General features: G+C 56.0%; 18 protein-coding genes and 1 tRNA gene. 5 read left to right on the top strand and 14 right to left on the bottom strand.

Annotated features, from left to right (window positions below; genetic code table 11):
* Window positions 1-56 precede the first annotated feature (56 nt).
* Entirely contained in the window at window positions 57-1421 is a 1365-nt protein-coding gene (locus SH421x_RS25620) for an AAA family ATPase (protein WP_488852862.1), read from the top strand.
* A gap of 53 nt (window positions 1422-1474) precedes the next feature.
* Here the strand turns inward: SH421x_RS25620 and tssG are convergent, their stop codons facing one another.
* From tssG to tssA, 7 genes are all read right to left on the bottom strand, one after another.
* Window positions 1475-2599, bottom strand: coding sequence for a type VI secretion system baseplate subunit TssG (gene tssG / locus SH421x_RS25625; protein ID WP_488852863.1), 1125 nt, complete (start codon window positions 2597-2599; stop codon window positions 1475-1477).
* Window positions 2596-4446, bottom strand: a complete 1851-nt coding sequence (gene tssF / locus SH421x_RS25630) for a type VI secretion system baseplate subunit TssF (protein WP_488852864.1) — start codon at window positions 4444-4446, stop codon at window positions 2596-2598. The genes tssG and tssF overlap by 4 nt, the downstream gene beginning before the upstream one ends.
* Window positions 4443-4925: a type VI secretion system baseplate subunit TssE gene (tssE, locus tag SH421x_RS25635; protein WP_488852865.1), complete on the bottom strand. Its 483-nt coding sequence runs from the start codon at window positions 4923-4925 to the stop codon at window positions 4443-4445. The genes tssF and tssE overlap by 4 nt, the downstream gene beginning before the upstream one ends.
* A gap of 159 nt (window positions 4926-5084) precedes the next feature.
* Window positions 5085-5600 carry an Hcp family type VI secretion system effector gene (locus tag SH421x_RS25640; protein WP_488852866.1) on the bottom strand — a complete coding sequence of 172 codons (516 nt, stop codon included), beginning with the start codon at window positions 5598-5600 and terminating at the stop codon, window positions 5085-5087.
* 95 nt (window positions 5601-5695) lie between these two features.
* A complete protein-coding gene (gene tssC / locus SH421x_RS25645) occupies window positions 5696-7168 on the bottom strand; it encodes a type VI secretion system contractile sheath large subunit (protein WP_488852867.1) in 1473 nt (490 codons plus the stop codon).
* A gap of 56 nt (window positions 7169-7224) precedes the next feature.
* Window positions 7225-7734 carry a type VI secretion system contractile sheath small subunit gene (gene tssB / locus SH421x_RS25650; protein WP_488852868.1) on the bottom strand — a complete coding sequence of 170 codons (510 nt, stop codon included), beginning with the start codon at window positions 7732-7734 and terminating at the stop codon, window positions 7225-7227.
* Between the two features lie 96 nt (window positions 7735-7830).
* On the bottom strand, window positions 7831-8883 hold the full coding sequence (gene tssA, locus SH421x_RS25655; protein ID WP_488852869.1) for a type VI secretion system protein TssA: 1053 nt from the start codon (window positions 8881-8883) through the stop codon (window positions 7831-7833).
* A 479-nt stretch (window positions 8884-9362) separates the two neighbouring features.
* Between tssA and SH421x_RS25660 the strand changes: the two genes are divergently transcribed.
* Entirely contained in the window at window positions 9363-9992 is a 630-nt protein-coding gene (locus SH421x_RS25660; protein WP_488852870.1) for a DotU family type IV/VI secretion system protein, read from the top strand.
* Window positions 9993-10021: 29 nt separating this feature from the next.
* Entirely contained in the window at window positions 10022-11674 is a 1653-nt protein-coding gene (locus SH421x_RS25665; protein WP_488852871.1) for a type VI secretion protein IcmF/TssM N-terminal domain-containing protein, read from the top strand.
* 93 nt (window positions 11675-11767) lie between these two features.
* Here SH421x_RS25665 and tig read toward each other — a convergent pair whose 3' ends face one another.
* The 7 genes from tig to SH421x_RS25700 all read right to left on the bottom strand — a co-directional run bounded on the left by tig (window position 11768) and on the right by SH421x_RS25700 (window position 21133).
* A complete protein-coding gene (tig, locus tag SH421x_RS25670) occupies window positions 11768-13237 on the bottom strand; it encodes a trigger factor (protein ID WP_488852872.1) in 1470 nt (489 codons plus the stop codon).
* A gap of 225 nt (window positions 13238-13462) precedes the next feature.
* Window positions 13463-13535 (bottom strand) — tRNA-Gly (locus SH421x_RS25675).
* 388 nt (window positions 13536-13923) lie between these two features.
* Window positions 13924-14835, bottom strand: coding sequence for a PRC-barrel domain-containing protein (locus SH421x_RS25680; RefSeq protein WP_488852873.1), 912 nt, complete (start codon window positions 14833-14835; stop codon window positions 13924-13926).
* Window positions 14836-15145: 310 nt separating this feature from the next.
* Entirely contained in the window at window positions 15146-16294 is a 1149-nt protein-coding gene (locus SH421x_RS25685) for a GNAT family N-acetyltransferase (protein WP_488852874.1), read from the bottom strand.
* 341 nt (window positions 16295-16635) lie between these two features.
* Window positions 16636-18027, bottom strand: a complete 1392-nt coding sequence (locus SH421x_RS25690; RefSeq protein ID WP_488852875.1) for an efflux RND transporter periplasmic adaptor subunit — start codon at window positions 18025-18027, stop codon at window positions 16636-16638.
* A 2-nt stretch (window positions 18028-18029) separates the two neighbouring features.
* A complete protein-coding gene (locus SH421x_RS25695) occupies window positions 18030-20396 on the bottom strand; it encodes an ABC transporter permease (RefSeq protein ID WP_488856493.1) in 2367 nt (788 codons plus the stop codon).
* 2 nt (window positions 20397-20398) lie between these two features.
* Window positions 20399-21133 (bottom strand): ABC transporter ATP-binding protein, encoded by a 735-nt coding sequence (locus SH421x_RS25700; RefSeq protein ID WP_488852876.1) that lies wholly within the window; start codon window positions 21131-21133, stop codon window positions 20399-20401.
* A gap of 243 nt (window positions 21134-21376) precedes the next feature.
* Here SH421x_RS25700 and SH421x_RS25705 point away from each other — a divergent pair, with 243 nt between their 5' ends.
* Window positions 21377-21547 carry a DUF1328 domain-containing protein gene (locus SH421x_RS25705; protein ID WP_488852877.1) on the top strand — a complete coding sequence of 57 codons (171 nt, stop codon included), beginning with the start codon at window positions 21377-21379 and terminating at the stop codon, window positions 21545-21547.
* A gap of 72 nt (window positions 21548-21619) precedes the next feature.
* Window positions 21620-23434, top strand: coding sequence for an alpha-amylase family glycosyl hydrolase (locus SH421x_RS25710; protein WP_488852878.1), 1815 nt, complete (start codon window positions 21620-21622; stop codon window positions 23432-23434).
* Window positions 23435-23524 lie beyond the last annotated feature (90 nt).

Here is a 23524-nt window from a genome sequence, read left to right on the forward strand (position 1 = left end):
CTGCAGGCAGTGGACTGTCTTGTTGTGCGCGCTGCGAACGAAGGGAAAAGTCTCTCATGCAAGTGGTCGAAAATGGTTGCCCGACGGGCTCACATCGCGTTCCCTGTTTTACTGAACTGACCTGTGCGCAGCTCGTCAATGAGCAGCCTCCGCTGGCTTGGCTGTTGCCGGGAATGTTGCAGCAGCATGAGCCTGCGGTGATTGTTGGGCCCAGCAAAAGCCTAAAGACTTCGCTGGCCGTCGACTTGTGCGGCGCGCTGGCGAGCGGCGGCATGTTTCTCGGTCAGTTCGCCGCAGATCGGGCGTTTCGGGTCGGTTTTGTCGGCGGCGTCGCCGCGCGTTCTGCTTTGCACGACCTGGCGCAGCGATGGAGCGCGGCGACCCAAATTGATCTGCTGAATCTCGACAAACTTGCCTGGTCGCTTCAGGTGGCGGACCTATCGAACCCCGCCAATTTGCCGCAGCTGCAAGATTGGATCGAGCGGAATCAGCTGGAAGTTGTGTTGTTTGACGTCGCCGATCTGACCACCACTTCGCGCCGAGCCCAGGCGGCGCAGCTGCGCGTGCTGGTTGACTGTTGTTTGAAGGCCGGCGCCACGCCGATCGTTTGTTGTCCGACCGCCAAAGAACTGAAGCCGCGTCCACTGCATGTCTCTGACATGGCGAGCGCCGCGTGTCACGGTCTGGCTCGGCAATGGTTGCTGGTCAATCGTCGCCAAGAGTACGAGCCGGGAACCGGTCAGCATCGCTTGTGGCTGACGCAGGGAAGTGCCCTGACGTTAGGCGGCGCCTGGGGAGTGGATATTAATGAAGGAGAAAGCGACGCGGCGACCGGCCGAACATGGAACGTCACGCTCCGCGAGGTCGCAGCGATCGAGCAAGAGACGGCACAACTCGCCACCAAGTCGCATGCCGATCGCTTGCAGCAGAAACTTCGCGCGGTGATGACCGATCTCGATCCAGAGGATTCGACCAAGCTCAAGATCCGCCAGCGGTCCGGCATGAGCGGCGCCAATTTTGGCGTCACCTGGAATCAACTGGCAGCCGCCGGCGAAATCGTCGCTCTCCCCCCCACTAAGTCGCAAGCTGCTCCTCAGTACCAACTGGCCCAGCCGCCGCAGAAAAAAAACGCGCGCTGTCCAGTCCACTCCTCCTCTGAGTCATCCGCAGAGCCAACGGCTCAATTGCCAGTGGAACCAGCACTGGCAAAACCAGCGCTGGCGGAGATAAAAAAACGAACCGAATCCAGTCCACTCCAGCAAAGAGCGGCAGAGATCTTCCAAACGTTCGATTTGGAGACGTTTCTAGCAACAGAATACGAAAACGAATCACCGCCCGATCCAGTCCACTCTATCCAAACAGACCACCCGACTAGAAAGTTACGCAAACGCCGCGTAAAAACCGGCAAACGCCGCCGGTGACAGAGGATCGAAGTTGAGTGGCCACCCACTTTACTAAACAACTTCACGATCTGTTAATTATCGACCGCAAAACATGCGTTTTCCTGATCGCTGCTTGCGGGACGCGTGCCGATCCAAGCGTTCCAACCCAGCCGAGAGGCTTTGGCCGGCTGACCCGAGAGTTGCGTCCGCGGGACTTCTTCTTTCTTTAACACAAGCTGAACATCAAAGTCGAGCGATGGCCCGACAAAGACGCGTGTTAGTTGCCCCAGCGACCATTGACCTTGTCCACATAACGCTTCTGTTCCGCGATGCGAAGCGACATCCATTTCGGGCGGAGCAGGGAGGAACTCATTAAATTGATCGAGCGTCAGCGGCCCAAGTCGCAGCCGGAACTTGTGTTGCAGTTCCCAGACGCGCCGCCCCAGAACCGCCGTTTTGCCAAGCTGCTGATTGTGTCGACGGCGGCCAATTTTGGTTTGCTGGCTTTGATCCAATGCGAGCCACTGACCTTGCAGCGGTTTGACCTCGATCGGGATTTGAAAGTAATCGACCAGCATCCGCCGCAGGTTCTCGGCCGAGCGGCGCTGTTGGGCCAGCATGCCGCTATAGCGAAGCAAAGCCAAGTCGCTGACACCGGCTTGATCACTCTCGCGTTGCAAACGATCGCGCAGCGTCGGCAAACCAAATCCGCCGATGCTGAGCAGCCCTTGGGTGAAAGCATCCGGCGTTTTTTGCTCGAACTCGCGGCGCGAATAGGGAACCCAAAAACGATTCTTTTCCCAAACGCGATAGAAGAGCCGTGTCAGCCGATCGTTAAACAGGTCATACCAGTCACGCAGTGCGAACTTGTGATGGCCGCGCAGTTCGCGATGCAATCGCAGCAGCATCTCGGTATAGTGATGCGGCATCACGCCGCTTGGACCAGTCAAACCTAAAAACGTCACCGTCATCTCGCACGCCTGCGGATCGTCCGGCGATGGTTCTAGATCGTAGATTTCGCTCGCAGGAAACGCCGACGAATTGTGAGCCCGGAAGCGAACGCAAGGGCGTCGCTCTTCGTGCTTTACCGCTTGATTGCTTCGCTCTAACAAGCGAACCGCTTGGAAGAAGTCAAACGACTGCGGATCTTTGTAGAGCCGCGCCAAGACCGAACCAGCAGGCGCTCGCAACTCGGGAGGTTGATTCGTGGCGATCATAGCAGCATCGCATCCCCGGCCCGCGGCTCAAAGCGTTTCAGCAGCCCGCGCTGTTGGGTAACGGCGACTAGCTGCGTGAAAGAGTTGATATTGACGTAGAGCCCCAGGAATCGTTCGAGGATCGATGCGAACAAAAACGAGCCGACGCCGTGATACTTTTGATCATCCAGTTCGATACGAATCTCTAGACCGCGGCAGAAGCCCCCTTTGAGCGAGCTGCCGACGCGTGCGACAGTTCGCTCGGATGTCAGCTTTTGAATCCCTTCGATCATTTGGCGGTTACGAATGGCTCGTTCGTGCCCATTGCCATCGGTCGAAAAATCGTACAATCGCAAGATTTCGCGCAGGCTGTCGATCCCATGCTTGTCAGTTAACGACAAATGATTGAGCGACAAGTGCGAAACCAAACGCCAACGATTGCCGTTATCCACCGGCGGACGCAGCGGCGGAGTTGGCTGCCGCAGGCAACGCGTCGCTTTGATCGGCGCAGGAACTTGCAGCTGAAATTCGGCCGTTCCCCATTGGTTATACAGCTTGGTCGGCAGATCGCGATTCGAGCACACAGCTTTGACCGTCGCGACCGCGTCGGCAGGGCGACAAGGATCGAAGTTGAGATCCACCAACTGCAGGAACGCGTCGTTCCCCTCATCGCCAGGCTGGGTAGAAGGTCGCCGCGACAGATGCCAGTAGGCTTCGTCGGGAGCGGCCGGATTCCAACGGCTGGGGTGACCGACGGCGTAAAACGGACGAAACTCGACGTCGCCGTCAACGCCTTGGGTGGTCACGCTGCGAATCGAATGAATTTCGACCTCATTGGGTCGCTGCACGTCAGGCGTAATGCGGTACTCGCTGCGGCGATGATCTATCGAGATCGGTTCGCAGATTTTGTCAAACAGGTTGATCACCGGCGTGCAGCCAAGCTGAAAAGTCTCAGCATGCACGGCGCCATGAATGATCGGTTCGACGTTGTCAAAAAAGAACCAGACGTCGATTTCACGTTGCCAATTCGCCTTCGCGGCGCGGCGAAAACCATGCAGATCAAAGTACAAGAACTTCTCCGGATAGGCGAACAGATCCGTAAGCAATTGATAGCCGGCCTGGCCTTGCGCGGCTGACGGCAACAGGGCTTCTTCGGCCTGAAAACCGACCGGCGTAATGACCGCCTGGGGATCGAAGTTAACCCGCGTCTCCCCTTTTTTGTCGTCCGCCGCAAGGATCGAAACGCGATTGCAGTGATTGAGCAGATATTCGTACAGCTTGGCGGTCACCTGATCGCCGCCGTGCAAGTGAAAGCGCAACGATTCGAGCGGCAACTTGCTAAACGAGGCGTCGGCCTGACAACGGAGTCGAATCCGAATCGCGGCCATCGCGTCGCGACGAACTTCGATCGCCGTACTCCACGGAGGCGTATGCGTATCCACTTGCGTCACTTCAATCGGCCACACGGTCGTGTCGTAACAAGTGCGGAAGAAGCAAGGACCATCGCCCACACGTTGCGTACGCAGCTGGCTGCCGCGGGCAATATGGGTGCCGGAAGCTTGCGGATTGGTTGGATCGGGCTGAAACTGAACGGTGGCCAGCGACGGAATCGGCGCCAGGTAGTGCGGATAGAGCACTTCGAGCAGCGCGTCGGTCACTTCCGGAAAATCATCGTCTAGTTTCTTTTGAATCCGGCCGGCGATCAGCGCGAACGATTCGATGAGCCGTTCGACATGCGGGTCGCGGCTACGATTCGCTTCCAACAGCAAGCGTCCCGCGGCTGCTGGGTGCTTGCGGGCAAACTGCTGCGATTGCTCGCGGGCAAGCGTCAGTTCACGTTCGTAGTACGGAAAGAGCGTTTCGTTCATGATTCGTTCGGCGTCACTTCAATGCGACGATTGGTGGGGTTGAGCGCCGCAGCAACGCGAACTTTTGCATTGGGCAACGCTTTGGACGTTCCTTCAATCGCAAACGAAATGCGATTCCAGACGCTTTGTTTCGTCATGTCAAGGTTGACGCGAACGGTGTCGAGACGAGGTTCGAAGCGGCGGATTGTGTTTTCGATATCACTTGCTAAAGCCAGCATATCGGCGCGCGTCGCGCCATCGTGCATCGTCAGTTCGGGGACGCCATAACAATAGACCGAATCGCGAACAGCCGGCGCGTCAATTTCTTCCGCCGGACGTGAAGCGGAGGTGTTCAATAGGTCTTCGAGATCGCGGCAGATGCCCAGCACAAATCCGCGCACGCTTTGCGCACGACTGTCAGGCTCGACTTCAAAGCAAGCGTCGACCAGGCGATCATAAATCGATGGCGTCAAATCAGGGGTGAGGGTCGGTCTCGGCATGTCCGGGCCTCCGGAAGGGGAGCGGAGGAATAGGCGGTGCGTCCAGCGGCGGGTCAAGAAGCGGACGGCGGTCGAGGCGAGCAATAAACAGGAAAATCAGGCGCTCAGCGGCGCGGAGCGCCTGATTTCGAGAGTTTGACGTCAAGCGAACCAGGTCGCTTAGACAGGCTTGTTGGCCTTCAGGTCGTAGCCGGCTTTGACCGGGTTGTCCAAGCTGCCGTCGTCCTTTTGCGGACGATATTCGCATTCGATCTTGGCGAAGTTCAACTTCACAAAGTCGCGCGGCAGGCCGTCATCGTAGCCTTGACCTTCTTCGGTCGAACCGGTGTTGCGATGGCTGCCGGTTTGATAGTGAGCGATCAAGACGTCCTTCATCGTGATGATGTAGAACTCTTGCTGACCGCCGCCCGCCTTGCGACAGGTGAGGGTCACTTGCGGGATGTGATCCCCTTTGGCGCAAGCGAGCATCAGTTTCGGCGAAGCTTTGCCGGTGCGAGTCATGAACTCGAAATCGTTCATGCGAACCTTACCGGCGCCGCCGCCAGCGCCTTGCGCGAAGGTGCCGGTCTGCGAAGCGCTCCAATTGAATTCCGAGATCTCGATCTCTTTGGCGTGTACCGAGTCGCCCGATTCGCCGTCAATGTCCGAGATCTTCAAAAAGTAATCGACTGCCATGATATTGGCTCCGTATTTCAGTTAGCTGGTGTTTGATGTTGAGAGTACGAAAAAGCAGGCGCGCCGCCGCAAGCGGCGCGACCCGCGTTGGTTGACTAGCCTTGCTTCGGCACTTCGGCGACCAAACGCATCGAGGCTTCAAGCGTTTCGAGCTGGAAGTGAGGACGCAGCCAAGCGACTGCTTCGTACCAACCCGGCTTGCCTTTGACTTCGCGAACTTCAACGCGAGCGTCGGCCAACGGGCACTTGGCTTTGGTCTCGTCGCCGGCGGTGGCGGGATCGCAAACGTAGTTGCTGATCCAGCTGTTGAGCCAACGTTCGGCTTCGGCGACTTCCAGGTTCGACCCGATTTTGTCGCGAGCCATGACCTTCAGGTAATGGGCGAAACGCGAGACGCACAACAGGAAGTTGATGCGCGACGAAAGTTCGGCGTTGGCGTTGGCGTCATCGTCGAAGTACACCTTCGGCTTCTGTGCGCTTTGGGCGCCCATGAAGACGGCGTAATCGGTGTTCTTGGCGTGCAACAGCGGCAGGAAGCCGAGGTTGGACAACTCGAACTCACGACGATCGCTGATCGCGATTTCGGTCGGGCACTTCATCGCGACGTCGCCGTCATCGGTCGGGAAAGTATGAACCGGCAGGTTCTCGACTTTACCGCCGCCTTCGACTCCGCGAACTTTGGCGAACCAGCCGTACTTCGAGAAGGCATTGGTGATGCGAACACCGTAAGCCCATGCGGCGTTCATCCACAGATACTTGTGGTAATCCTTGCCGTCGACCGCTTCTTCAAAGTTGAACTCTTCGACCTTCTTAAACTCTTCACCGTAAGGCAAGCGAGACAGAACGTGCGGCAGCGTCAAAGCGACATAACGCGAATCTTCGCTATCGCGGAATGAACGCCACGAAGTGTGAGTTGCGCCTTCGAAGATCTTGGCCAGATCACGCGGGTTCGGCAGATCCGAGAAGCTATCCAAGTTGAACAGCGTCGGCGAAGCGGCCGAGATCAACGGAGCGTGAGCAGCAGCGGCGACGTTCGACATCAGCTTCAACAGGTTGATATCTTCTGGACGACGCGAGAACTCATAATCGCCAATCAACAAGCCGTAAGGCTGACCGCCGAGTTGGCCGTATTCTTCTTCGTAGATCTTCTTGAAGATCGCGCTTTGGTCGAATTCGACGGCGGTCTCCAGATCCTTCAACAGGTCGTGCTTGGTCGCGTTCATGACGCGAATCTTGAGCGACGTGCCGGTTTCCGATTCGTGAACCAAGAAGCTAAGTCCGCGCCAGCTGCTTTCCAGGGCTTGGAACTTCTCGTGGTGCATGATTTCGTTCAACTGAGCCGAGAGCTTTTTGTCGAGCTCGGCAATCCAGAAGTTGATCTTCGTGGCGGCGTCCTTCGAGACCTTGTTCTGGTCTTTGGCGGCCTGACGCACGAATTCTTCGATGTACGACTTGTTCAATTCCATTTCAGCGTCGTCAAGAGGACGCGTGTTTTCCAGAATCTGATCCAGCAGGGTCAGCTCTAGAGTCGCCGCTCCGCCGGCGCTGGTTTCGTTTTCAACAGCCATTATGAATCTCTCCTGTTACTTTCGTTGCGTTAGTTGCGTTGGTTGCGGAACGGGAACTAGGCGGTCGGTGCTGCGACGCCAAGGTCTTTGCTGATTGCATCGCGAGCGGTGTCGTCACCCAGCGTGTTGTCCAGCAGGCCGCACAAAGCGTCGTTGCCTTCCATCTTGCTGAGGAGTTGCTTCAGGCGATCACGCATCTCAAGCAGATTGGCCAAAACCGGAACCTGACGAGCGACACTGGTCGGCTCGAAGTCGGTCATGTTTTTGAAGTTCAGCTCAACACTGAGGTTGGTGTTGTCGTCTTCCAACACGTTCGGAACCTGCATCGCAACGCGGGCGCCGCTCTTTTCTAGAACGCTATTGAAGTTGTCGCGATCAATCGGCACAAACTTGCGCTGCTTGATACCCGGCAAAGCTTCCTTCGGCTGACCCGACAGATCAGCCATCACGCCGACAACCATGGGAAGCTCTTTGACTTCCATGGCGCCGCCGGTCTCGACGTCATACGTAATTTGCACGCGCGGAGGACGCACGCGATCTAGCTTGTGTTGCAGGCTTTCGCTCATCAGTCAGGTTCCTTAAAGGTTTGTGGCGGCTTAGCTGATCGCCGCCGCGTCTGTTGCTGCGGAGCGTCAATTCGCCGTCGAAACGAAATCAGAGAGTTAGTTTGCGGTCACAGTCGTCTGCGAGCCGCCGATTTGACGTTGTAGTTCGTCTAGCACCGCCGGTTCACGAACAATCGCTTGCATCAATTGCGGAAATGGCAACTGTCCGAGTTGAACGGCTCGACGCACAAGGAAGGGCGCGGGGCTGTTCGGTTCAATTTGCTCCAGCAGATCGGCTGCCGCCGAGAGCTGCCGATATAAGTCTTGGCGGCGAACGACAATGTCGCCCACGTCGCCGGAGTAACCACCGTGGTTAGCGGACGAAGTTCGCTGCGCCCCTTCCTCGGTGGTGGAATCGTATTGCGGTCGCGGTTCGGGACGTTTGACCAGTTCGGCCGACAGCAATCGCTGACATTCGTCCAGCGCCTTTTGGAGATTCAACAGCGCCGTCGCATCACAACCGAGTCGTTCGTCCAGCAGACGAGCGATGTCGCGAGTCGCAGCGTGTGATCGCTCGGTTTCGGCGGCCGCGTGCTGCACATCCTCTCGCGTGGCGGCAGCCAAAATACGCGACAAACGTGCTTGTTCTTCCGGGTTTTTGGATTGTTGCCACTGCAGCCAATCGACTGCGGTCAAGACGCCTTGGCTGTTAGAAAGCAGCGGAATACGGCGGATGGTTCGCGGAAAGAGAACGCCGCGATCTTCGTCATCCAGCAAGTTGGCCAGCGGAGCAAGTCGAGCTTCGGGGCCGTAATCCAACGGCGGGTTCAGAATGTCCCAACGCTGTTCAATCAAGTTTTTCAGTAGATCTAGCCCGGCGGCTACGCCCTGGATCCCTTCGGTACGAGCAAGCCCTTCGATCAAATGACAGACAACTCGCAAATCCTTGCTATCGTGCAAAAGCGAACTTCGCGCAAGATCGACAATACCGGCCCAATCGGCCTGCTTGAGCACCGGCGGACGCGTGATGTCGTCAAAGTCATCCGCATCCTCTTCACGCCGCAATTCACGAAATTGATCGTGTAAACGATGCGAATAGGCGTCCGGATCGCCGGCTGGGCGATCGTCGGAGACGGGCGAAATGAGCTCGGCTACGTCTACTTCGGCCATTGTCGCTGGTAGGTGGGTTAAGGGGGGAAGCGCCGCTGGTGGGAAGCGGCGGCTAGCGGGCGGGCGCCGGCCAATTGCCCCGCAGGAGCTACCGACCGATGTTCCGGCAAAGTTAGGTTAGAAAAAGGCGGGAAGCAAAAACCGCGAAATTTTTTATCGGAGATAACTGATCCGTTACCGCGACCTATATTGCAACGAACTCACGCCTATGCAGCGCACGGACGATCTCGCCGATTTGTCGCCGCGCACATGCCGATACGCACAGACCCACCGCAGCCGTAGCGTTATTGAAGCTTCCCAAGCGACGCACTTTGTGATTAAGAGTGACGCCGGAAGATCGAAGCGCTTGCGATCCGTTGCAAACGGCGGATGCCGTCGCCGAAACCGGCTCCGCCGCTTGTAACGGGATTGGATCGGATTGCCCTCCCACTTGGGCATGCCGGATACAAAGCATTTTTCCCCTAGACGAGAAGCACGCCATGCAATCTCCCTTGGCTGAAGACGTACGTGCCGTAATGGACTACGGGCTCGATCTGCTTCGTCGACTTGAGTCGCAGCAGAAGGTCGATCTTGAGTTCGAACAAGCAATCCTGTTGGATTTGCTGCAACGTGACTCGATCGCAGCTGTCGCCAGCACTCGCCGCGAAGAGCAGGCGGTTAATTTGCAATACGCGCTGGCTTGTTGGCTTGACGAAATCTTCACCGATTGCCCGCAGTCAACGGCGGCCTGGAACGAACAAAAGATCGAGATGCACCTGTTTGGCGCCAACGATCGCGCTTGGCGTTTCTGGCACGAAGCCGAAATGGCGCTGCGTCGCGGTGAGCACGATCCGCTGGAAGTCTATTACCTTTGCGTGTCGCTTGGCTTTCGGGGTGAAATGCGTAACCAACCTGAGAAGCTGACGTCATGGATCTCGCGAGCGCGAGTCGCCGTCGGTGAGATTGATGATTTGCAAGTCGCGCTGGAAGCCGAGCTTCCCCCGTCTTGCGAAGCTCGACCGTTGCGAGGAGAAGGCCGCATGCAAACGATGATCGCCGCCGCGTGCGTCGTCGGGCTAGCCGCTGCTCCGTTTCTCACGTTCGTCGTTGTCGACTGGTTCGGCCGCTAACCCTCAAGATCGGAACGTACGCAATGTTCATGAAAATACTTAGCTCGATGGGGCAATCGTTGGCGAGCCTGGCCAATCTGATCACAGCTCCAGTCGCCGCGACCGCTCGCGCTCAAGGGACGGTTCGCTTGCTGCTGTGGCTGGTCCATGGCTTGGCGATCGTCGCAATCTTGATCGGGCTGTGGTGGCTGAACGACTATATGGAATTAGAGAAGTCGGTTCGCTTTCCTTCGTCCATCATTCGCTCCAGCTGGTTGCCGATTCTGTTTTTGCTCGGCTACGCGCTAGGCTGGCAAGTTTGGTGGATGATGCGCCTGCTGCGCCAACGCGTTAGCGTTTCGCCCTATCCCGATTTGGATCATGCCTGGTCCGAAGCGACCGACCAGCTGATGCGCAACGGCGTGTCGATGGTCAACGAACCACTGTTCCTGGTGCTGGGACAAACAACCGCCGGCGATGCGAATCTTTGTTCCTCCGCCGGACTTTCACTGAGCCAGCCGCCGACTCCCCGCGGCGCCGATGCGCCGCTGCGTATCTGGGCGGACGAACGTGGAGTCTTTGTTTCGCTGCGTGACGCTTCGCTGCTGGGGTTGCAGGCCTCGCGGTTGCAGGATCTGGCGCGTGCGGCGGAAGAGTCAAGCTCACAGGAAGTCGTTGTCTCCGGCAATGACCCCCACGATGAACCGGTCTACGCCGATTTTTTGAACAGCGATAGCGGCAATGTCGCCGTGCTGCCGTCAACGCAGAAGAAACTAGACAAGACCGCTGCGTCGGTAGAATCCAAGCTGGACGAAGCCGAGTCCAATCTAGCGCTCGCTTTCGCCGAACCTTCCGCCCAAGCGATGGTCCGAACGGCTACCCGAACTGAAAGTAAAGCGACCGTAGAAATCACCAAAGAGGAAATCGACGAGACGCTCGATCGGCTCGACTATGTGATCGATTTGATTCGCCATGCTCGCGCCCCGTATTGCACGCACAACGGCGTGATCGTGTTAGTCCCCGGCGATGCGACCGAGAACCTGGCGATCGCGCAGCAAACCGCCGTCTTGATGCAGCACGACCTGCAACAAGTTCGCCAAGCGAGCGAAGTCGCCGGGCCGGTCACCGCGATCTTTTGCGACGCCGAACAGATCAGCGGCTGCGACGAACTGCTCCGGCGCTTTCCTGAAGAACATCGCCGTCGCCGCTTTGGCGTCGAGCTCCCCAATATCCCGGCCGCCGACTTTAGCAACATCAAAGAGATCTTGCGCCGCGGAGTCCAATGGGTCAATCGCTCTCTGGCGTCCGCGCTGGTCTATCGAATCTTCGCACAACGGGAGGGCTTCCACGGGGATCAACGCCGCGAGATTGAAAGCAATCGAGAGCTCTATCAGTTCGTCAGTTCGCTGGATCGCCGTAGCGATGCGATCCTGCGGATCCTGACTCGCGGGCTTTACCCCGAGCATCACGGCGACTGGATTCCAACCGGCTGGTATCTGGCCGCAACCGGCAGCGATCCCCTGACTCAGCAAGGCTTTTTACCAGGCGTGATGACACTGGTCTTCAATGCTCAGAACTTTGTCAGCTGGACCGAAGACGCACGCAGTCGCGACCGCATGCGAAACTGGCTGACCGCATTCGGCTACGCCGGACTGGGAGTCGCAGTGCTGACGCTGGTGATCATTGCGATCACCAAGCTGTAATCGACGCAGTCGCTCCAGAAAACAAAAAAGCCGTTGGCATTTTCGCCAACGGCTTTTTTTGTATGAATCACCAAGCAGAGCTTATGCGTCTGCTTAGGCTTCCGACTTACCTTCTTCTTGAGCTTCCGGAATGGCGCCTTCGACCGGGGCTCCGGTGATGGCGAATTCGATCGGCGAGACGCTTGCAGGAGCGTCAGCTTCGGCCGGAACTTCGGTGAACTTGGCTTCGCCGGTGATCAGCTCGATCACTTTGCGTTCGATGATCTGGTTGCGAAGCGTGTCCATCAGACCTTGCTTCTCCAGACGAGCACGCACGCTACGCGGCGACTGCTTGCTTTGCGCGGCGATCTGCATGATCTCGCGTTCGTAATCAGCCGGAGCGTCTTCGATCGTTTCTTCTTCGGCGATACGCTCCAGAATGAAGTGTTCCTTCAGCGCCTTTTCGGTTGACTGCAAGCTATTCTGGCGAAGCGTGTTTTCATAACCGCGGATCGCGTCTTCGTCGAATCCATACGAACGCAGATCAAGGATCGCACGTTCCAGCTCGCGACGAGCCTGACGGCGAAGCAATGCCGGCGGCAGATCCCAGTCGGCGTCTTTGATCAGCTGTTCGGTGATCGCGCCCCGCAATCGCTGCTGCTGGTGATACTCGAGCTGACGTTCCATATCGGCTTTAACAAAGTCGCGTAGATCGCCTTCGCTTTCGAAGTCACCGATCTTTTTCAGGAACTCGCTGTTCATTTCGGGCAGCTCGAGACGCTTGACTTCCAGGACTTCGATCTCGAGATCGAGCTCTTTGCCCTTCAGCGCGTCGTTGTCGGTCTCTTCGCTCACGGTCGCTTTGCCAGACTTCTTGTCGCCAGCTTTGGCGCCCAGAACCGTCTTGCCAAACTCTTCCCAGTTTGCGTCCTGGAAGCTGAGCGTATCCCGCAGACGGACGCTGACCTCTTCGGTTCGCGCGATTTCTTTGCCGTCCAACTTGCTGACGATATTAAGCGTCAGGAAGTCGTCCATTTCGGCCGGGGTATCGATCGGGGCGATTTCGCTGAAGCGATCCAGCACTTTGGCCAGATGCTTGTCGATATCAGCCTTCTCAAACGTTTTGACCGGCTTGGTGAGCTCTAGCCCCTTCCATTTCGGCAGGTCAAACTCAGGACGCACTTCGATATCAAACTCAAAAGTCAGCGGGCCTTCTTCAGGAAGTTCGACCGCATCGAACTTGAAGTCCGGTTCGCTGATCGCCGAGAAGTTTTGCTCGTCGCTGGCCTGAGCCATGCTGTCCATCAAGATCGAACCCTTGACCTGATTGGCGACATCCTTGCGAAATCGCTTTTCAACCAGCTTGCGAGGAGCATGACCCGGACGAAATCCAGGAACCGCCGCCGTCGGAGCCATGTCATCAAAGGCTTTTTCGAAGTAACGCTCGACGTCTTCATGCGAGACGGTCACCGTTACGTGACGCTGGCACGAGCTCGGGCTTTCGACCTTCACTTCTAGTGACAGTTTTTTCGACTCTTCCGTTTGTTCGGCTTCGACCGCCGTGGTTTCATCCGGTGACGTCATCTGAATGCTTGCCAAATACTGAGGTTGCGTAATGTATTTTCTTAGAAGCCCCGCCCGAAGCGTCAGCGGCTTGCGAAGCCCAGAGTTGCGGATCGCCGAGCGCTGGGGCCAGGTTTCAATCCAAGAGAAGCGACGATCGAAACGCTTCCGCTGCGGCTGCTGAGAGTCTTAAGCCCTACATGGCCGAGCAAAATCGGGTCAGGTCGAGCTAATCTTAAAAAAAAGAGCGGGTGAAGGGATTCGAACCCTCGACAACAACGTTGGCAACGTTGTGCTCTACCAACTGAGCTACACCCGCAATACTAGTCCGCCGCACGCAGCGGAAACAACGGATTATACGTCAATTGGGCGATGAATCAACCGCCCTCTGAGCCATCCGTTTAAAATGTTCTCCGGTAGGACAATCTCCCTTATATGGGACCATTTCTCCTACAGGAATCACGAATTATGTCGCTCTCCCCAGAGACTGTCAACGGGGCTGAAGCGACGATTTGCCCCCGTCAATTCTGGATGAAAACCGAATCTTTTGGGCAAAGGATAGCTCCCAGCGGTGCTATCAACAGGGACGCTATCGCTGCAAATCAAACAAAATCCCCGGCTCCCCCAATAGCAAGAGCCGACGCATGTCGAAACACGCGCCGGCTCTGCTGAGGGTGACATCAAATTCCACGAAGCGCGACGGCGAGTTAGTTCTTGCCGTCAATGTTGACGTCGACGTTGATCTTACGATCCTTCTTCATCAGTTTACCGGTCCAAGCCGAGTCGGCATGATGGGGCCAGTTCGACTGATCGAAGCCTTGACGATTTTCGAGTTCTTTCTCAGTGACGTTCATCACTAGGTAGTTCTCGTTATCGCCTTTCTGGAATTTCAACGCATCCAGCGGTACTGCGAACAGTTTGTCGCCGATACCGACAAACCCGCCAAATGACAGTGCGACGTACTCGACCTTACCACGCTTCGAATTCAAAGCGGCGTCTTGGATCGAACCGATCGTCTCGCCTTTTTGATTTTTGACCGTGATGCCATCGAGCTGGCTCAAACGCATCGCTGTCACATCAACCGGCGAATCGGTGTCAGCAGTCGCCAATTCACCCTTCTGGACTTCTTTTTCTCGCTCATAGTTGTAGGAGCGATCATTCGTCATCACCCATTTGGTGTCGCCGAAATCGGGCCAATGCGCTTCGTCAAAACCGCTGGCGTTTTCAAGCGATTTCTCGGTAGCGTCAAATTCGATGTAAGGGCTATCCCCCTTGTGCGCGGTCACCGCTTTGAACGGCACGGCGAACAGCTTGTCGCCGATTCCGACAAACCCGCCGAAACTAATGGCGACGTAGCGAATCTTGCCCGAGTTCAAATCAACCACAGCGTCGTTGACAGTTCCCAGGTTTTCACCTTCTGAGTTTTTGACGGTCATGCCAATCAAGTCAGCGCCGGTGCAAACCTTGGTATCGGTTTCAGCGCGGTCTGTGTCTCGTTGCGCGTCGACGTTGACATTCACCCCGCCCGGCTCGGTAGCAGGCGTCGTGTCGTCAGCCAACAGCGGAGCACTCATCAACAGGGCGGCGGCGAGGCCGCTCGACATCCAAAAGCGTTTCATCGTTGTTTCTCCTTCAGAGAACCTTTAGTAGCTTGTTCATTCCCTCAGCAGCGAGATCACGCTGCAACTTGGGATAACTACCTTTGCAAGGGTCGTGCCATGCGGAGAAAAAGTGCGGAAACGTGAGCAAATCTCGGCTTATTGCGGCGTTTATTGAAGCTTTGCCGTGACGAATCAAAATTGACGCATCTGTCAACCTGATCGTTCAAGGATCGCGCTGGCCGTAGTAGAGTCAACACACCGCAAACGACGAAAAGGGCGCAAATGCGCCCTCTTTTCTAGCTTTGGCAAGACCTAAAACTACGGCTTGCTAGTTCTCTTCAATCTTCGCCGGTTCTGTCGGAGCATAGTCATACAGGCGATAGCTCTTCACCTTTTTGGCGCCGCCGCGCTCAAGGGTAGCGCGCGAAAGATGATTGCTTTCCAGCACCCAAGAGAACTCCGCTTCTTGGATCCCAAATTTCAAACTATCGGGGATCAAACGCTCTAACAAAACCAGGCCAATCCCCCAACGCTGAAACTCTGGCAAGACATTGGTGCTAATCAGACGGACGCGATGGATCTTCCGGCGGTTCCACAGCAGTCGCAAGAAACCAAACGGGAAGAGCCGCCCGTCAATTTTCTTGATGCGAGGATTATAATCAAGCAAACCAAACACGGCGCCAATCGGTTTCCCATCGATCTCGCAGATGGTAGTCATCTCAGGGACGACCAATTGCTTTAAGCCTTTCGCCATGTGCTCGACTTCGGCGTCCGAGAGCGGCACGAATCCCCAGGTCGCGACCAACGACTTGTTATAGATGTCAAGGAACATCTTTACTTCTTCGGTGAAGCGGCGTTTATTGATCGGGCGCAGCACTGGTTGAAAGCGCCGCTTCGCTTCCTCGACTACAAACTTTAACTTTGGGTCAAGCGATTCGAGCATGCTCAAATCGCCCCAAAACGCATAGAGGTCTTCGACTTTCCGAAATCCGTAGGCTTCGATCAGTTCCGGATAATAAGGCTTGTTGTAGGTCATCATGAAGGTCGGCATCGAATCGAAGCCGTCGATCAGTAGCCCGCACTCATGATTGAGCGACGGATTGGTAGGACCGCGAACCAGCAGAATATCGTGTTCTTTCAACCATCCGCGGGCCGCGTCGAACAGCGCATTGGTCACTTCCTGATCGTTAATTGATTCAAACCAACCGAAAAATCCGCGCCGCTCCTTATACCGATCGATGTGGCCGTTGTTAATGATCGCCGCGACGCGACCGACCGGCTTGCCATCTTTGAATGCCAGAAAGCACTGGATTTGGTTGGTTTCGTAGAAGGGATCCGGATCAAAGTTGAGCATCTCTTTGTGGTTCTGCCGCAACGGCGGAACCCAGTTAGGGTCCCCCTGATAGAGATCCCATGCGAGTTGCATGAATTGTTTTTGCTGGCGGCGCGATTCGACCGGTTCAACGGTTAATGACATGCGAATGTTCCGGAAGTTTTGTAATCGACGAGGGACACGGCGTTTACGACCGAACAGAGAGAGTCAACGCGGCGTATCTTCTTAGAATGTGGAGCACTCGTCGACCGCCCTTCAAGAAAATAATCGATCGCAGCCGAACTATAGAATCTTTCAATCTGTGGAATTTCTCCCTTGCAATTCAAATGCTAGCGGGAATATAAATCAAGCTTTAGCTCGTAGATGATAGGCCGATCACTGAAGTCGGCATCCCATATCCTGGTCGCTTGCGACCGGGAGGACCCTCACAGACACTGCCCCGTTTGTGGGGGTTTTTTCTTTTCTTGCCGCTGCCTAAACCGACCTCAACTGGGATCAATCGAGCGCACGGCGTCCCCATCATGGAGGCTCGACTCAGGAGCCAAAATAACGAGATCCTCCGGTCCTAGATTCGCCGTGATCTCTACCCATCGATCGTTGATCAACCCGACTTCTACTCGCACCAACCGCGCGACCCCGTCGCGAACCGCCATCACTTGCCAACTGCCGTCGGCAGCGCGAAACAGCGACGCGCGGGGGATTGTCAAAGCATCGTCTTTCTCGGCTTCTATTGCACGAACCTGAACGCGATAGTCGATTCCCAGCGTCCGATCGGCGGCGACCTTTTCCAGTTCGCCGCTGCGCAGCCGAATAATCACTTTTACCCGTTGCTGGTCGACTCCGAGCGAGCTTCGCTTGGTAAACCCAGCCGGTCGAATTCGCTCGACGACTCCTTCCAAGCCGTCGTCAGGGGATCTTCCGACCGCCGCGCCATAGATCAAGGCGCGGGAGCCGTGATGCAGGTTCACCGCATCCTGACTCAACAAATCGGCTTCAATTTCTAAATCGCGCAAATCGCCGATTGTCAGCAACGGGGCGCCGGCGGCTAGCTGCTGTTCGTTCACGATCGAACGTTCGAGGACGACTCCTTCGATCGGACTAGTCATCGTGCCGCGTTGGAGGTTGGTTTTCGCCTGACGCAGCCGTGCTTCGGCTTCCAACTTTTCTTGCTTTAAGACTTCGATCGTCAGATCCTTGCGGTCAATATATTGTTGCACCAAGGTTGGCAACAACAACGTTGCGGCGTCGATTGATTTCATCGCTTGATAAATCAGGACGTCCTGCTGGTAGTCGGTCTCGGCTTCGACCTTGCGCAGTTGCGCTTGGTCCAAATCATCTTGGGTATTGGCGCCAGAGGGTATCAGCGTTTGGACGCGACTTAGATAGGTCAGCGCATAATCGACGCGTGATTTGCCGGCGACCATGCGTGACTTGGCCGCTGCAACGGTTGACTTCATCGACTCGACAAAGTGCGACGCCTGGGTTTTGCTAATGTCCTCGACTGACGTATCGGCGTTTTCGGCGATCGACGCCGTCAGCCGCTCTACAGCCGCTGCCGCTTCATCTAATTCGTTTTGCAGATCGCTTTGCACCAGCCGAGCGACTGTTTCGCCCTTTTTGACCGCGTCGCCTGGTTCGAGGGTGATCGCTTCGATCCTTCCTGCCAGCGGCATGGTGATCTCATAAGTTCGCGGTAAACGAGTTTTACCTTGCTCGTCGACATACTGCGCGATGGGGCCGCGGTGCGGTCGCGTGGTCTCGACCGGGACACCGGACGATTGCCCCAATACCCACCAACCGCCCAGGATCGCTGCAATCACAATCGCCGCGATGGTTGCTTGGTTAATCCAGCGAGAACCGGAACGTGCTGTGTTCATGGCTATTCCTTGACTTGAAGAGCCTGGATGAGATTCATGTTGTTAATCCGTCGCTGGACGACGGCATGCGCCGTCAGTGCAAACACGACCGAGGCGACGCTTACCGCCCCATAGATCCATGCAGCAGTGACCACCGGAAATCGGATCAGATCTTTATCGATCGTATAGGTCATTAAGACGACTAACTGATATCCCAGCGGAAAGCCCAGCAGCGTGCCGATGACGTTGGCCAGCATGCTTTCGCGCAGAAACATCGCCCCAATTTCCCATCGCGTATAACCCAACGCACCCATCGTGGCCGCTTCTCGCTCGCGTTCAGCCAAGTTGATCAACGTCGCGTTCAACACGCTGCCGAAAAAGATGATGCCTGCGAAGAGGACGAGGGAAAGAATCATCACCAGTTGCCCTTGGACGAATGTCTTCCGCATATTGGCGATCATATCGATCCGCGCGTTGACCGCTTCGATCGCCGGCATTTGTTTCAATTCACGATAGAGCTTGTCGAGGGCGCCGGGAGTTGGATTAATTTTTAGTTGAGCGCCGCTGGCGGCAAATTCTTCACCCCGTAATTGGTTCAAGTAGCCAATATCGGCGTAGCAACTCAAACCAAACATGCCATCGCAAATCTGCGTGACCGGCACAGTCAACGGCGTCTGATCTCCTTGCACGGGACGCAGTACGACCACATCTCCCCGGCGGACGCCCAGAATCTCGGCCAACTGCCGGTCTAGCGTCAGGCCAACCTCCGGCACGATCACCGGCCGACCTTGCTGATCGCGCGGCGACGTCAAGTTGGCGCCGGGGGCAATGCCCAGCACGGCGCTGCGTCGCCGGCGTTCTCCGTTTTCTAGCGTACAGGCGACGCTGAATGTTGGTTCGGTCAGATCCGCGCCAGGCAAGTGCTGTAGTTCGGAAATGGCTGAACGGTCCACCACATCTTTGAAGGACAAATCAATATCGCTGCGGACGATTTCCTCAAATTGAACGCGAATAAAATAGTCGGTCGCTTCGTACATCATCAACCCAGCGACCAAAATCGACGCTCCGGTCAGCGACGCGAAGATGGCGACGGCTGTTCGGACACGATTGCGCACCATGCCGCGAAGCGCGGCTCTCCAAGGCGCCGATAGTCGGTTCCAGAACCACGGAAGATGCTCTAACCAGATTCGGCCGGCATGCTTGGGCGGTTCGCTGCGCATCGCTTCGACCGGTTTCAAAATCAGCACCGAGCGAGCGCCGTACAGCGAACCGAGGATCGCGCAGCTTAAGCTGACGACCAGACCAGTCAAATGAGTCGTCAGAAAGAAGCCGGCGTGCAGATCCGGAAATTGAAACAACGTTTGGTACTGCGCGGTCATCCCTTTCGCAAGCAACATGCCGAGCGCCGATCCGCCGAGCGCGCCAGCAAGACCGACCGCGGCGCCATACTTTAAAAAGTGAGCGAACAACGCCCAGTCGCTATAGCCGATTGCTTTGAAAGTGCCGACGATGGTGCGTTGTTGTCGCGCCAGTCGAGTCATCAAAACGTTAAGCACCAGCGCGGCCACCGCCAGAAATATGGACGGCAGAAACGTAGCGAAGTTGCTAAGCTGCGAGATCTCGTTGGAGATATAGTAGTTGGACGTGTAATCTTGCAGCGGGATCGCCGAGAAAACTCCGTACGAATCAAGTCGCAACTCCATCTCGTCCAGCAAGCGATCGAGATCCGTCCCAGGGGCAATCGCGCCGACTAATTGGTTGGCGGCGCCAGAGAAGTCATAAGCCTCTTCCGCAAAGCGCTGCGGCACATAAAAGACGCCAAAATTTTCGGGATCAGGCGTCAGCGCTCCAGGCCCCAGCAAATAGGTAAACTCGGCGCTGATCGCTGTCCCGACGACAAAAAAATCTTGTCGACGATCGTTCATCAGCAAGTGAATCCAATCGCCAGGCGAGATGCGATTGGCGGCGGCGAACTTGTCGTTGATCACAACTTCGTTGTCACGTCGACCAGTAAAGTAACTTCCGCGAACCATCAGAATGTCGTTTAGCACCGGTTGCCGCCGCTGAGGCATGGCGATGACCAGTCCATTGAGCGGCTTGACCTGGTTTTCTAAATCGACTGTCGCGGGAAATTGAATCCGCGGCTGCAACCAGCGAATCCCCTCGATCTGGCGCACCTCGTCGACCTCGGCTAACGGCAGCTTCTTGAGATCAATCCAAAAGTCGGCGACGCGGCAATCGGCGTAATACCTTTGCTTGGCGCCGCTCAGACTGCGATAGGTCGACTGCATCCCGATAAACAAGCCGATCCCCAGCGTGATGATGCTGACAATCGCCAACAACAGTCCACGCGACTGCATGAGATCTCGCGCAAGCTTGCGATCCAGCATGCTCACCAAGTCACCTCTTCGGGCGCGATTGGATGCTGGTTGACCACGACTTCGCTAATTTGTCCGCTCCGCAAATGGACGACGCGATCGGCTGTCTCAGCGATGGCGCTGTTGTGGGTGATTAACACAATTGTCGTGCCCAAGCGGCGATTTACGTCGACCAACAGTCGCAATGCTTTGATGCCTGTGACGTAGTCCAGCGCCCCGGTCGGTTCGTCGCACAACAGCAGGTCTGGGTTTTTGGCGACAGCGCGCGCGATGGCGACGCGCTGTTGTTCGCCGCCGGAGAGCTGCGCGGGGAAGTGATCGGCTCGGTCTGTCAGCCCGACCATCTCCAGCACTTCGTCGACGTCGGCCGGAGCAGGGGCGATCTCCGTGGCGGTCAAGACATTTTCGCGAGCGGTGAGATTGGGGGCCAAGTTATAGAACTGAAACACAAAGCCGACATGCTCACGCCGATACGAAGTGAGCCGGCGACTGGAAGCAGAGGTTAGATCGGTCCCCCGAAACAAAATTTCTCCGGACGTCGGCTGATCGAGTCCCCCGACTAGATTCAAGATGGTCGACTTGCCGCTGCCGCTGGGTCCGACCACCGCAAGAAACTCGCCTTCGTAAATGTCGAGCGAAAAATCTCGCAACACTTCGACCTTCACTTCGCCCATGGTAAAGACTCGACCGACATGGTCCAGCCGTACAATCGCCGTGCGATCTGCAGTGGGGTCAGAATCGGAAATCATGATTTCGCAGGCTGGCGGCAAAAGTTGGGTGAAATCTCTTTATTCTAGTCTACTTTACCCCCCCTTCTCGCATGGCGCGGCTGACTTGCAGCCTGTTAGGCTGACGCACGATCAGATATCCACGGACAAATGTGCCCAAAACAAGACTATTTATAGACTTACGGCGTTTGGCACGCCGCGTGCTATTAAGAGATCCGTTCGCTCTTCAACGCGAACAATTCCATCACTTTCAAGGAGATCGTCATGTTAGGTTGGGCTATTACATTTCTGGTGATTGCACTGATTGCTGCTTTGTTGGGTTTTGGCGGCGTCGCCGGTATGGCGGCAGGTATCGCCAAGTTTTTGGCAGTCGTGTTCGTGATCATGTTCATTGTTAGTCTGCTTGTTGGTGGACTACGTCGCCCGGTTGTCTAATAACTGGTGCGGTAAACAGAACATTACTGGGGACTGGTTGTTAATTCCTTGGATCGGTTCGCGGAGAACAAGATGAAGATGACGACAGAGCAAGCGGTTGAAGAGAACAAACATCAACTTGGGATGGGGGCCATCCCGCATGCCCATGGAACGGCGTTTCGCGTTTGGGCGCCTAACGCTGACTCTGTCGCCATCGTTGGGGAGTTCAACGACTGGAACGCAGATGCGAATCCAATGCAGCACGAAGAGGGCGGCTTTTGGTATGGTGACGTTGACAATGCGACGCCAGGCCAACGCTATCGCTATTTGATTCGCAATGGCGAGCAAGAGCTGTCGCGAATCGATCCTTATTCACGAGAAGTGACCAACTCAGTCGGAGATAGCGTGATTTACGACACGCATCGTTTCGACTGGGAAGACGACCAGTTTGAATTGCCGTCGTATAACGAGCTTGTCATTTACGAAATGCACATCGGCACGTTTCATGGTCAAGACGAAACTGGCCCCGGCGGATTCGCCGATGCGATTGAGAAACTCGATTATCTGAAAAATCTGGGGATCAATGCGATTGAATTGATGCCGGCGGCCGAATTCGCAGGCGACTATTCATGGGGTTACAATCCAGCGCATATCTTTGCCGTAGAAGGCGTTTACGGCGGACCCGATGAACTGAAACGCTTTGTAAAAGAAGCCCATCGGCGCGGGATCGGCGTCATCATGGACGTCGTTTACAACCATTTCGGACCAAGCGACCTCAGCATTTGGCAGTTCGATGGTTGGAGCGAAAATGGCAAAGGGGGGATCTATTTCTACAACGATTGGAAATCGACCACTCCGTGGGGAGACACTCGACCTGATTACGGCCGCGGTGAAGTTCGCCAATACATTCACGACAATGCGATCATGTGGCTAGAGGATTTCCATGTCGATGGACTCCGCTATGACATGACGCTCTTCATCCGCAGTGTGGACGGCGGAACGGAACTTCCGGAAGGATGGTCCATGACGCGTTGGATCAATGATGTGATCCGAAAGCGTTTTCCGGGCAAGATCCTGATTGCGGAAGATCTGCAAAACAACGAGTGGTTGACGAAGCCGCCCGAGGAGGGAGGCGCTGGCTTCCTTGCTCAATGGGACGCCAAATTCGTGCATCCGATTCGGAGCGTCGTCTCTATCCCAAACGACTCCGATCGATCGATGGAAGTGGTCCGCGATTCACTCATGTATCGTTACAACGGCGACGCGTTTCAACGCGTGATCTATAGCGAGTCGCATGACGAAGTCGCCAACGGTAAGGCGCGGGTCGTGAGTGAAGTGAGTACGAATCATCCGCATGACGTCTATGCCCAACGACGTTCTACGCTGGCCGCCGCAATGATGTTTACGGCGCCTGGCGTTCCGATGCTGTTTCAGGGACAAGAGTTTTTGCAGGATGGTTGGTTCCGTGACGACAAACCGCTCTCATGGAAATTAGCGACTCAATTTCGCGGTATTAAGCGACTGTATCACGATCTGATTCACTTGCGACTCAACCGCCAGGGATTTAGCCGCGGTTTGACCGGCCAAAACATTGACGTCTTTCACGTAGACGACGCCAACAAAGTGATTGCGTTCCGTCGCTGGTATGACGGCGGCCCTGGCGATGGGGTTGTCGTGGTGGCGAACTTCGCCAATCAGGAGTTGCACGACTACAAAATCGGGTTTCCCGCCGATGGCGTCTGGCGTTTGCGACTGAACTCTGACGCGAAGGTCTATAGTGAGGACTTTGGCGATCATGACGCTGGAGATATTGAACCCGAACCGACGCCGTATGATGGGCAGAAGTTCTCGGATACCGTAGCGCTTGCTCCTTACAGCTTTCAGATCTTCTCGCAAGATCCGACATAACCGCCAGAAACCTGGCAATGCGAAATCATTGAGAGGGCCCCTAGCGGGCCCTCTTCTTTTAGCCTTCGCAGGCGTGGGCAGTGGTGTACA

It is taken from the genome of Blastopirellula sp. SH421 (assembly GCF_057808535.1).